9 protein-coding genes are annotated in these 12,129 nt (G+C 67.7%); 2 read left to right on the forward strand and 7 right to left on the reverse strand.

Features of this window, described 5'->3' with window-relative positions:
- The 7 genes from LZ495_RS41315 to LZ495_RS41345 form a co-directional block, all read right to left on the reverse strand.
- Positions 1–125 (reverse strand): SDR family NAD(P)-dependent oxidoreductase (locus LZ495_RS41315; RefSeq protein WP_235058418.1); only part of this gene is annotated, 125 nt, incomplete at its 3' end.
- Positions 126–172: 47 nt separating this feature from the next.
- Entirely contained in the window at positions 173–553 is a 381-nt protein-coding gene (locus tag LZ495_RS41320; protein WP_235058395.1) for a MaoC/PaaZ C-terminal domain-containing protein, read from the reverse strand.
- Positions 550–1,026, reverse strand: coding sequence for a MaoC family dehydratase N-terminal domain-containing protein (locus tag LZ495_RS41325; protein WP_235058396.1), 477 nt, complete (start codon positions 1,024–1,026; stop codon positions 550–552). Before LZ495_RS41325 ends, LZ495_RS41320 begins: the two co-directional genes overlap by 4 nt.
- A 1-nt stretch (position 1,027) precedes the next feature.
- Positions 1,028–2,215 (reverse strand): lipid-transfer protein, encoded by a 1,188-nt coding sequence (locus LZ495_RS41330; protein ID WP_235058397.1) that lies wholly within the window; start codon positions 2,213–2,215, stop codon positions 1,028–1,030.
- A 235-nt stretch (positions 2,216–2,450) separates the two neighbouring features.
- The gene (locus LZ495_RS41335) at positions 2,451–3,434 is read right to left on the reverse strand and encodes an esterase/lipase family protein (protein WP_235058398.1); all 984 of its coding nucleotides are present in this window, start codon (positions 3,432–3,434) and stop codon (positions 2,451–2,453) included.
- Positions 3,435–4,008: 574 nt separating this feature from the next.
- Positions 4,009–5,784 (reverse strand): hypothetical protein, encoded by a 1,776-nt coding sequence (locus LZ495_RS41340; RefSeq protein ID WP_235058399.1) that lies wholly within the window; start codon positions 5,782–5,784, stop codon positions 4,009–4,011.
- Positions 5,785–6,340: 556 nt separating this feature from the next.
- A complete protein-coding gene (locus LZ495_RS41345; RefSeq protein WP_235058400.1) occupies positions 6,341–8,902 on the reverse strand; it encodes a LuxR C-terminal-related transcriptional regulator in 2,562 nt (853 codons plus the stop codon).
- 1,640 nt (positions 8,903–10,542) lie between these two features.
- Here LZ495_RS41345 and LZ495_RS41350 point away from each other — a divergent pair.
- Together LZ495_RS41350 and LZ495_RS41355 are read left to right on the forward strand one after the other, a co-directional pair.
- Positions 10,543–11,430, forward strand: coding sequence for a site-specific integrase (locus LZ495_RS41350; RefSeq protein WP_235058401.1), 888 nt, complete (start codon positions 10,543–10,545; stop codon positions 11,428–11,430).
- Between the two features lie 9 nt (positions 11,431–11,439).
- A complete protein-coding gene (locus tag LZ495_RS41355) occupies positions 11,440–11,994 on the forward strand; it encodes a tyrosine-type recombinase/integrase (protein WP_268824022.1) in 555 nt (184 codons plus the stop codon).
- Positions 11,995–12,129: the final 135 nt, after the last annotated feature.

The following is a 12,129-nucleotide window of genomic DNA, read 5'->3' on the forward strand; positions in this document are numbered from 1 at the left end:
GGTTGCGGGTCGAGGTCGTTGACCACGACCGCGGCGCCTTCCGCGGCGAGCTTCAACGCGATCTCCCGGCCGATGCCCCGGCCCGACCCCGACACCAACGCAACCCGACCATCCAACGTACCCATGCTCTTCCCTGTCTTTCCGGTGTGCGGACGAAGTGGTCGCTCGAACGTCAGCCGAGCGCGATGACGGCGGAACCGGTGAGCGTCACGGTGCCGTCGGGCAAGGCGACTTTGAGATCGAGGTGGGCGCAGTCGCCCTGGATGCGGGTGACCGTCCCGGTGCAGACGGGCGTGTCGTTGACCGGCGTGATGGCGGTGAACCGCACGTCGTAGGCGCGGATGCGCTCTTGCGGAACCCAGTCGGTCAGGAGGCGCCCCAGGTAGGCCATCGAGAGCATGCCGTGCGCGAACACGTCCGGTATGCCGACCGCACGGCATGCGTCGGTGTCGATGTGCACGGGGTTGTGGTCGCCGGACGCGCCCGCGTAGAGGGCGAGTGTGCTGCGGGTGATCCGCGGAGCGGCCAGGCCGTGGGTTTCGCCGACGATCACGACGAGGCCTCCTTGGTGGTCGGGTCGGCCGCGATCTGCCGCACGACCGTGGTGGTGACGAGTTCGGCGATGGGCTCCCCGTCGCGGGTCACGTCGGTGGTGCGCACGATGAACTCGAGCGCTCCGCCCTTCTTCGCGTACACGTCGGTGACCCGCGTCGCGAAGTCGAGCCGGTCCCCGGCGTACGCCATCGCGTGGTAGGTGAACGCCTGTCCGCCGTGCAGGATCGTGCGGATGTCGATCCCCAGGTCCCGGTAGAACGCGCCCGGATTCGGGCGCTCCATGTCCAGGCAGAACAGGAATGTCGGGGGTACCGGCAGGTCTCGGTGCCCGGCCTGCTTGGCGGCGTCGGGGTCGCAGTACACCGGATCGGCCTGGCCGGTTGCGTGGGCGAAGAAGCGCAGGCGGCCGCGCTCGACGACCACTGTGTGCTCGGCGGTACGGGAGCCGATGATCGCCGGGTCGATCGCCATGTCAGCCCAGCCTTTCGAACAGCGTGACGACACCGGCCGTGCCGAGGCCCAGATTGTGCTGGAGGCCGAGCGTGACGCCCTCGACCTGCCGGGCGTGCGCTTCGCCGCGCAGTTGCCAGGTGATCTCCGCAGTCTGCGCCAGGCCCGTGGCACCCAGGGGGTGTCCCTTGGACAGCAAGCCACCAGAGGGATTGACGACCACACGACCCCCGTACGTGTTGTCGCCGTCGACGATGAAGCGCTCGGCGCCACCCTCCTCGCACAGTCCGAGTGCCTCGTAGCTGAGCACCTCGTTGACCGTGAAGCAGTCGTGCAGTTCGACGACCTTGATGTCCCGCGGGTCGACGCCGGCCTGCTCATAGACGCGGTTCGCGGCGGCGCGTGTGACATCCGAACCGACCAGTGCCATCGCGCTCTTCTTCTCGAACATGCCCGGCTCGTCGGACATCAGAGCCTGGGCCTTGATCGCCACGTCCGCGCGCAGGCCGTTGCGGGCGGCGAAATCCTCGCTGCAGACGATCGCCGCAGCGGCACCGCAGGTGGGCGGACAGGCCTGGAGACGGGTCAGCGGGCCGCCCAGATGCGGCGACTCGAGGACGTCCTGCACGCTGATCGGGTCTCGGAACACCGCGTACGGGTTGTCCGCGGCGTGCCGACGCGCCTTGACCGAGACCGCCGCGAAGGTCTCCGCCGGCATGCCGTACTTCGCCATGTATTCCGCACCCGCAGCGGCGAAGTACTGCGGAGTCAGCGGCGCGCCTTCGACAACCGGGAACACCGAGCGCAGCGTCTCGATGAAGTCGGTAAGCGGGAGTGGACGGTCCTGCCACTTGGCGCTCAGGGCACCGGGGGGCATCTGCTCGAAGCCGACAGCGAGCACGCACTCGGCGCTTTCGCTCGCGACGGCCTGGCGGGCCAGCCACAGTGCGGACGAACCGCTCGCGCAGTTGTTGTTGACATTCAGCACCGGGATGCCGGTCTGACCGAACCGGTAGACGACGCGCTGACCGCACGTCGAGTCGCCGTAGACGTACCCGGCGTACACCTGCTGGATCTGCGTGTAGTCCAGCCCTGCGTCGACGAGCGCCGCCTGGACGGCGCCGGCCCCCATGACGTCGTACGGCTCCGCCGCGCTGGGTTTCGCGAACGGGATCATGCCGACCCCGGCCACCAGCACTCTGCGCGTCATGAGACTCCTTTCATCGAGTTAGCGAAGATTAACTTCGCTCGCCACGACTGGCTTTGTCAAGAGGATCCACGGCGCACGTTTGCGTGATTCAGTATTCAGATGAGAAGGTGGGCAAGGAGCATCCGTATGCGGACGTGCGGTGTCCGCGGGCACAACGCTGCTGCGGAAGCCCAGGGGTGGGCTCCCGCAGCGTTTGACCGGGCAGGTCAGTCGGTTGTCGAGTACGTCCTGAGCGTCACCGGGCGTAGGGGCGTAGCGGCGGCTCGTTCCAGACCGCAGGTGCCGCTGCCAGGGCGACCGCCGCGGACGGGTCGACCACCGCGGCCGCATAGGCGAGGTCGGCAGCGCTGACGCCGGGGACATAGGGGTCGTCCAGGCACCGGTACCACGGCAGTCGACCCGGGTCGGCGGTGCCGGAGTGGGTCAGCGCGTCGACGGCCAGTTCGTAGGTGACCGAGTCGTACAGCAGACCCACATGGGTGACCGCGCGGACGCCGCAGAGGTCCTGCACCGTGATGTTCCTCGCGCCGTCCATGGCCGCGGTCCAGAACGGCGTCACCACGACGTCGTCACGGGTGTAGATCGAGGTGTACGAAACCGAACCGGGGGTCTCGTCACCGCTGTTGAGGGCCGCGAGGAAGTTCGACCCCACGCTCATCTGCGTTGCCGCCGGCGCACACGGCAGCACGCAGAACAGGTTCCCCTGCGTGGTTCCGTGCACCGGCCCGCCGAGGCTCACGAAGTCGTCGACGTCGCCCTGCAGCTCCGGCCAGAACTTGAGCGCCCAGCGGACCTCCAGGTTGCCCTGACTGTGGGCGATGACGTCGATCTTGCGTCCGGCCGCCGCCTGGATCCGGTCGATCGCGTTGACCACGTACTCGGCGGCGGTCTGGATGTCGCCGGTGGCCTTCCCGGGAAGGTCCACCGTGCACACGTCGAAGCCTTGGCCACGCAGGGCAGGAGCGTAGTTCCACTCCCAGTTCATGACGGCGTCCACACCGGTCCCGTGCACAAGCAACACGGGGGCCTTGTCGGTGTGCGGGTAGGAAGCGGGGCAGTGCAACGCGGCGTCGAGCGTCGCTTGCGCGGTGGCCAGTGGCGGTCCGCCGACCGCTGCGGCCGAGCCGGCCGGACCCGCGAGGATCCCGACCGCAACCGCCGCGAGCGCCGTGCCGAGTGCGCCCAGTCTGCGGGGCGGCGTTGGTCTGCGTAGTCTCATGGGGGCTCCTGTCGAAGGATGTCGAGAACACGACATGGCAGCCCCCGGACCGCGACCGAAGGGTCGCGGTCATCGGGGGGCGAGGCAAACTTCACACGCCGGTAACCCCACGGAAAGCCTTAATCGGAACCGACCTTGCCGGTTCCGGAAGATGTGTGGGCGGATACAGCCACGGGCCACGTAGCCGCTCGCCGGGCACAGCGGACAGGCCGAGGCAGGGCTCGGAATCGCGCCATGGGAAAGGCCGCTCCGGCGATGGCGTTGTCCCCGTCATCGGTCCGCAGCGGCCGTCCCGAACCTATCCGAATCCCCTGGCGGTCAACAGGGGTTCCCGGCAGTGGGTCATCGGTGCATCCCGGTATCGCAACCGCGTTGAAATCGTTCACCGCGACCAGCAGATCGGCCGACGTCGGCACCGTCCGGCCGGGCCCACCACCAAGTGCGGCGAAGCAGCGAGTCGGCCGCATGCGCACGTGCCGGTCGAGGATGCACCTCGACCGGCACGCCGCCCGCGCGACCGAGTGGACGTCAAGACCGGCGTCCGTAAGGCCGTCGCAGATCGCCTCCTACCGCCTCACGCTCCGCCGAACGCCGGCAGGACAGGCCCGTAGTGGGGCTTGCTCGGTGGGACGGGCTTGCCGGGCTTGCCGGGTGTCAGCTTGTAGACACCGAAGCCGCCCCGGTCCTTGCCGGTGCGCAGGTTGTCACCGCCGCCCATTCCGGCGTAGAAGTGGCCCAGCTGCGGGAATGGCAGGAAGATGCGCACTCCCCAGCGCGACGCGTTGCCGAAGCCGTTGAGAGTCTCGGCCACAGCCGGCGACTCCGGGTTGTCCATCCGCCAGATGTCGCCGCCTCCGTACTGATCGCGCAGGCGGGGGCCTTCGATGTACTCCTGGTACAGCCGGAACAGGTCGCTCTCCTGGAGGAGTGCCTGGGAGAGAGGTGCCACCTGACCGACAATCGAGGACAGGTCGGCCGTCGCCATGTAGAGCTTGTTCTCGAAGACCGTGAAGGTCCACGAGTAGGCGTTGTACGGGTTCCCGTTGAATCCGGCGTCGCCGAACTTGGGCTTCTGGCCGAGTTTGTTCGGCGTGTCCGTCCAAGTGCCGTTCGCGTCCCGCACAGGCCACTTCTCCTTGCCGTACAGCAAGGTCACGGCCTGGTTGTCCGCGCCGGGGCGGTCGATGCGGAGCACCGAGGTCGGGCGGGCCGCATTGCTGATGTCGGCCAGCTTCTGCCGCTCGCTGGTCGGCCTGCCGTACTCGTTCCACAGAGACAGGATCGATGTGCCATGTGTGTCGATCTGGTAGGTACCGACGTACAGCGACCCTCGCCACGATGCGAGCGCTCCCCAGTACATCGACTTGCCGATGACCGGATCCGGGTCGTAGTCCGTGTAGCTGAAGAACGACTTCCAGCCGTTCGCGTCGGCCGGGGTCAGCGGACCCGAGTTCAGGCTGCGGCTGGCCCACAGCTGCGCCGGACCGTGCGTGACGGATCCGGGGATGCCGGCGGACGGGTCCGTGTACGCCCATCCGGAGACGATGAGTTGGCCTTGGTGCTCGATGATGTAGCCGCCCTCGTTCGGCAGGGTGCCGACGACCTCGTACTGGAACGGGTCTTCGAGAGTGCCGGTCCACTTGAGGATCTGGCCGCCGAAGGCGCCGTTGGCACGCGCGGCCACGTAGAGGTTTCCGTCACTGGCCTCGACGCCGACACGCACATTCCCGAGTGTGCTGTCCTGTGTCGACGCCAGGAACCGGCCCGTCGAGCCGTCGAAGGCGAACATCCCGACGCCGACCGTCTTACCGGAACCGTCGCTCGCGAGCACGGGGCCGCCGAGGATGACGAGGTTGCCGTGGGCGAATCCGCCGCGCAGACCCGCGACATGCGGGAGGTACGGGTCGTTGACCGGCGTAATGTCCTTCACCGCGTCGGTCCGGGCGTCGATCTGCAGAATCTTCGGGGTACGGCTGTCGCCTCCACCGGGCCCGTAGCGCTCGACCGAGTCGTCCGGGCCCTCCCCGTACTCGCACACGCTCCCACCGGACCGGTACGGCGTCGAGTACTGGAAGATCTGGGTGCCCGCGCACACGATGTTGGCACCTGTGCCGACGTAGGCGTAGTTGCCCGACACGGCACCGCCCCACGGGTACGACTGGTTGATCTTCGCCTGGTAGCCGGCCGGGCACTTGCCGGAGTCCGGCATCGGCCGGTGGTCCCCGATCTCCCGGAAGCACTCGTCGGGTTGGGCCTCGGTGACGAGCTTCGACTTGAGAATTGGTCCGGCGGGCTTCGGGTGGGCGGCCGAGGCCGGCGTCGCCAGGAACGTCGCGGCGGTCAGGAGCACTGCGGTGACCGTTGCGAGTCCACCGCGGATCGTACGACGGGCGGTTCGTCTCGCCTGCGGTGATCGGTGTTGCAAGAACTGATGGAGCACCTTGCATCCTCCCTCTCTCAGGCCATCCGAGGCCGCCCGGCATGGGCGTCCCAAGGATCCGCGACGCCGGGGATGTCCCCCTGGAAATCACGGGATTTGGTACTCGGCCGGACCAATATGGACGGCATTGGCGATTCAACCGGCGTGGTGGAAGGCGTCTCAACACAGGCGAAGGGTGAAACATGGGGCGCACGGGGTGAGAGGGACCGCGTTGGTCGGGGCCGAAGTTCGCAATCCCGTACCGCTGATCGCCCCGAGCGTCAAGGACAAACGAAGGTGAAATGTGCGGCGGTTCAGAGGAGAGCGCCGGCTGGTGCCTCTTCGTGCGGGACGGTGAACCCGGAGCGCCGCACGCCCCATCCACGCCTCGCTGCCGATCGGCACGGCCATGTCGTGGAGGAGACCCTCAGGCCGGACTGCCGAGCGACCGGTGGTCGCCGATTCCTCAAGCGAGCTTCAACCGCGGCTACAGCAGACGGAGATGACGGGCCACCCGCACAGCTTCTTCCCGCGACGAGACCCCGAGCTTGCGGTGGATCGAACGGATCTGCGTCTTGACCGTGTTGATCGAGACGAACAGGCGACGCGCGATCTCGCCCTGATTGAGGTCCGACGCCAGCAAGTCGAGCACCTTCAACTCGCGCCGGCTGAGCTCCTCGTACACATGCGGCGGATCGACCGCAGCACCGGAGTCCCGCTCGCTACCAGACACAACCCGTTGCAGTGCTTTACGGTAATCCGAGGGTAGTTGGTCGTCCAGCGCATCCGGCAAAAGCACCTGGAGCTCGGGCATCTCCTCGTGGAACGGGCGGACCCACCCGTCGACCGAAGCACTCCGTACCAGTGCGGTCAGACGCCCCGCGACGGACTCGCCACCTTCCAAAGACCAGGTCCGCAACTCGAACATAGAGGCCAACAAACGTTCACGCGGCGTTCGATGGGGCATGCGAACGAGCGCCGTCCGAGCTGCCGCCGAGTCGCCCCGGGCCAAGGCGACCCTGGCCTCCAAGCCGGCGCGGCGGCTGTCGACCGCAATGGTCGGAAGGAGCGCGGCCGCACGCGTCACCTCCCCGCCGGACAGCGCGAATCGGATCTCCAGTCCGCCGACCAAGTCCCGTAGGACATTGGTTTCGTGGTGCTGCAGGAGCCCGCGCGCCTTCTCCCACCATCGCCACGCCTCGTCGACCTCTCCGGCGGCATTCGCAAGCTGAGCGAGCGCAACCAGGGTGGTGAGCGAATACGTACGACGACGTCCCAAGGTGAGGTCGAGCGACCCGATCAAAAACTGCTCGGCCCGGGCCAGGTCATGGCGTTCGAGCGCCACCAGTCCGACCGCCCGCATCCAATCGGCGCTCGCCGAACTCGGTTCCCCGGCCATGTCCTCAAAAATCTGCGCGGCGGTCGCGGCGTCCTGCGACGACTGCCGAAGGTCCCCGGCCACGGCCTGCACCCAGGCCTCGACCCCGAGATAGAGCGCCCGTTCGACGGTCGTCTGCGCGTTTTGCCGCAGTCGCGCGGTTTCCGCCGCCGCGGCGGCGAGGTCATCCCGCCACACATGCATGCGGGCGAGGTGAAGCGTGAAGAGCTTGAAAAGCGGGTGGTCCATAGGGGCGCCGCTCGCGCGTGCCGCAGCGGCCTCGGCGAGGGCCTGCACGATATCCCCCGACTGCGACGCAAGCAGGGAGGCGGCCACGTGGAACCGGACCCGGGAGTCCTGCGGCAATTGGTCGATGAACGGCTCGGCAGCCTGAAGATACGTGTGCGCCCGATCCGAGCCCGCCAACAGCAACACGATGGCAAGATCGACCGCGTGCGTCGGGTGCCAGCGCCGCTCCAGACGCTCCAACAACCCTGCCCACCGCAGCAGTTGCTCGCTCTCCCCTTGGCCGCACCATTCGACCGCATACTGGATGACGGTGCGGAAGGCCAGGTCATCTCTCCCGGCGGCCGAGTAGTGCATCACCGCACCGTCGACGTCGGCTTGCGCGGCGCACGCCTCGCCGGCCTTGCGGTGCATCCGAGTCGCGCGTTCCGGGTCCCCCGTGCGCAGCCGGTTCCGCAGGTGGGCACCGAGGAGCCGGTGGTGCCGGGGCGGCTCCTCGTCCCCGGGAGGGGTGGCCACCAGGCTGGCATTGACCGCATTTTCCAACAGCGAGGCCCCAGCCGGGCCGGTAAGCGCGACGCACCTCGCGGTATCGAGGACCTCAAGGACCGACGTGTCCCGCAGGAAGCGCCGAAGCGCGGCGGGGATGTCGCAGAGAACGGCTTCGTTGAAGTAGCGGGCTGTGGTTCCGTCGACTTCGGCGAACATCCGCAGAGCCACCGCGGGATCGGACTGCTTCTTCAGGAGCCGGACGGCGAATCCGATTCCGGCGACCCACCCATCGGCCGATTCGTCCAGGAGCGCCAGATCCTGGGACGACAGCACGATGTCGTGCAAGAGCAGGAGTTCGCGGGTCTCGGTGATGGAGAAGCGAAGGACACTGGGGTCCAGGACGCGGAGGCAGTTCACCGACCGGAGAGCGGACAACGCACGGGAAGGACCGCACCGAGACGTCCCGACCACGCGGACGGACCAGGGAAGTCGGGGCACAAGGACAGCCAGACTGCGGTGAACGCGCTCATCTACAACGTGAATTCCGTCCAGCACAATGTCGAGCGGTTCCCGCACTCGCTCGAGATCATGGGCCAACGCGACCGCCACGCCGTGGAACGATGTCCGCGGGCGCGACAATTCTGCCGACGCTTTGGCAAGCGTCTCATCGAGACGTTGCCCGACCATGGAGACCACAGACCGCCAGAACACCTCGGGGTTGCGGTCGGCCGCGTCCAGGCTGAGCCACGCGACCCGAGGTCTGCCACGCGCCCAGGCCGCGACGGCCGTGGACTTGCCGGCTCCGGAGAAGCCGGTCACGAGGGTCAGCGGCACCGCAGGTGCACGGTCAATCTCGTCCAGTACGTTACGCCGCGGCAGGTGGATGGACGGCAGCTCCGGTATCGCCGCCAGAATGTTCGCATCGCCGGGCAACCGTACGCTCCAACGTCCATGGACCCCAGGACTGATGCGAGACCGGGGCACACGAGTTCCGGGGTCTGAAGGAACGCCCTGTTTTCACCGCAGTAGAAGGCGCCTACCGGGAGGCACCATATGGTCCAGACGTGTGGGACTCAAACACTTCTTTGGATCCCCATTGTGGTGACCATGGCGGGATTTGCCTGGTGAGATCGGCCGCCCTTCTCTGTGCACCGCCATGATCGGTACGCGGGGCAACAGCTCTCGCCGACGCGGTAGGCAACCATAGGGCCGGATAACGTCGTTATACCCGAAGCCGTCTGATGCGCCACCGGCTCCAGCGCGCAAGCCAGGCAACGGCCGAGGATCGTCGTCGGCTGCGGGCAAGCGGCGCAGACAAGCAGGCTGTATTCAAGCCATCAAGTTGGCCGCGATATCAGCATCCTGATGGGTTGGCAGTCGATGCGACACTCGATCTCGCCCGAAGCGAAGGCTTGCTCGGCAGGCGCCCAGCCTCCCGAACACACGGCTTGGACCGCCGAGGAAACGGCCCGGTTCCTCAACCATTGCCACCAGGGCGACCTGATCGACCACACCGCGCACCCCACCAAGCAGCGCCGCCACAACCGGCCCCGAACCGATCACCGACCCCGACGAACTCCCGCGGCAGACACGACCGACTCGGCGGCACCATCCACGAATACCGACATGCCACCTGACCTGCACCGATGGAATTTTCGTCGACAACGTAAAGCGCTGCGTCGACGGCCTGCGCAACGACACCAGCCTCGAGACCGCAGGGCTCTCGTGCACCCGCGACGAACCTTCCGCCCGCCGGTAACTCACCACCCGTTGCCCCGACGGACGCGAGACCACCGAGTAGGCCGCGCGAGCGCCAGGCAGGTCGGCCCCGCCATCATCGACGACGCTTCTTCACATACTGGCTCGCCTCCGACGGCAACTTCGTCCGCGTCGTCATGGATCCCCGAGTGGTCGACCCCCTGACTCGGCCTCCCAAGCCAACGAGACAGTCCGCCAGGCTGCTCGACTACGCGGACCAGGAACTCGGCGACCGCACCTACCTGCACGAGCGTGCGATCCCCCATACCCGCTGTTCAGCAAGCGTCGCGATCACCGGCCGCGCGGACACCGCACTCACCGACGTCCCGGGCACCGACGCCCCCCGTGCACACTTGGGGCCAGTCCCCGGCTTTCCCCACCTCTCCATCGTCGGCTGCCAGAACAGCGCCCCGAACCACGGCGCAGGCGTCAACATCGTCGCCGAGCCCAGGTCCACTAGGTCCTGCAAAACATCGCCATACTCCACGCCCACGGCGCCCGCGCGATCGACCCCCGCCAGGACGCCCACAACAACCAAGTCACCACCAAAGCGTCCGCAGCTACTACCAGAACAGCAAGGGCCGCGTCGTGACCTCCAATCCCTGGCGCCTCGTCGACTACTGGGCCATGCTCCGCAACCCAGACCCCGCCGACCACATCATCAGCTGACCCACCTCGCGACGACCGGCAGGGGTGACCAAGCCACCCATTGGCAACACACTTGTCACCGCAACAAGGGGTTATCTGCAGGTCACAGCCCCGATCGGGGGCTGGTGGTCGCGGTGGTGGGCGCGAGGCCGACACTGGTGTGCCCCGTGTCGCGAACAACCCCTTGCAAGGCGGTCGTCATCAGCACTTCGAACGAACCTGGTCGTGTCTACCGCCGCTGTGGCTGCCGCGACCCCGACCGCCGCCACCTCGGCGCACGCTGCCCCAAACTGGCCGATGAGGACCACGGAACCTGGTACTGCGCCGTCGACTTCCCTGCGGGCGGCAAGCGGAACACCGTGCGCCGCGGCGGATTCCCCGACGAAGACAGCGCACGTGCTGCGTTGCGGATGATGGTGGACGGGAACACGCACGGGTTCGACGGCGATCCGCACCAGACGGTCGCCGCCTACCTGCGCGACTGGCTCGCCGAGAAGGAACTCGTCCTCAAGCCGACGACGTTCGTCCGCTACCGCGACTACGTCCGCAACGACCTGATCCCCGCCCTCGGCGGGATCCGCCTCGACGAACTCAAACACCGGCACATCAGAGGATTCGTCCGCCGGCAACGCAAAGCCGGGCGTGGCAAGGTCACGTTGAACCGCTGCCTGGCCACGCTCTCCAGCGCCCTCACGGACGCGGTCAAGCAACGCCGGCTCCGGTTCAACCCGACCCGGCCGACCATGCTCCCCCGGCCCCAGGCCCCCGAGCGGATGGTGTGGACGGCGGAGGAAACGGTGCGGTTCCTCAACCACAGCCACCAGGCCGACCCGTTCATGGCCGACCTGTGCGAGGTGATCATCGGCACCGGCATGCGACGCGGCGAAGTACTCGGACTGCACTGGGAGGACGTCCACTTCGACGACCACGTCCTCTACGTCCGCCACACCCTCTCCGCCGTCGACAACTCACGTCTCGTCCTGACCGCGCCGAAGACCCGCGCCAGCAAGAACTGGATCGCGATCTCCCCACGCGTCGCCGCAGCCTTGCGGTGACGCCGCGCCCTGGCCGGGCCGCAAACCGTCAGTCGGCGCGACGACCCTTACGCCGGGCTGGTGTTCACCCGCGACGACGGGCGGCCGATGCGCCCGCAGACCGTCCTGAACCGATTCCGGAAACTCACCGACTCAGCCGGCGTCCCGCGCATCACCATGCACGACATGCGCCACTTCGCCAGCACCACCGCAATCAGCGCCGGCGTCCCCCTGGTCGTGGTGTCCAAGACCCTGCGGCACGACACGGTCTCGACCACCGCGAACATCTACAGCCACCTCATCCGACCCGCCGCACGCGCCGCGGTCCTCGCGATCCAGGACGCCCTCGCCACCGCACAACTCAACCTCACCCGGGCGGCGGGCACCGCGGTGCTGCTGTGGCAGGGAGCCGACTTCTACACCACGGGACTGCAACCGGCGGTCCACCCGGCCGATATCGACGGCGTCGGCCACGAACCCGAGGCGACCCGAGGCGTGCGCAACCTCGTCAGCGCCTACTTCAGCAAGACCCGGTCACCAGCCGGCATCGGACGACAACGCGGCCCACGGCTGCTGATCCAGTAGCGGATTCGGTCGTCCAGGCCCGGCAAGCACGCACGGGCCAGTTAGTGCTGCCCAAAATCAGACGGGACTTCGCTGTGAACACGTCCGACAGGACCCGCGACCACCATGCGACCACCAACAGCGGCACCGACACTC

This window comes from Yinghuangia soli (assembly GCF_021502675.1).
GTDB lineage: Bacteria > Actinomycetota > Actinomycetes > Streptomycetales > Streptomycetaceae > Yinghuangia > Yinghuangia soli.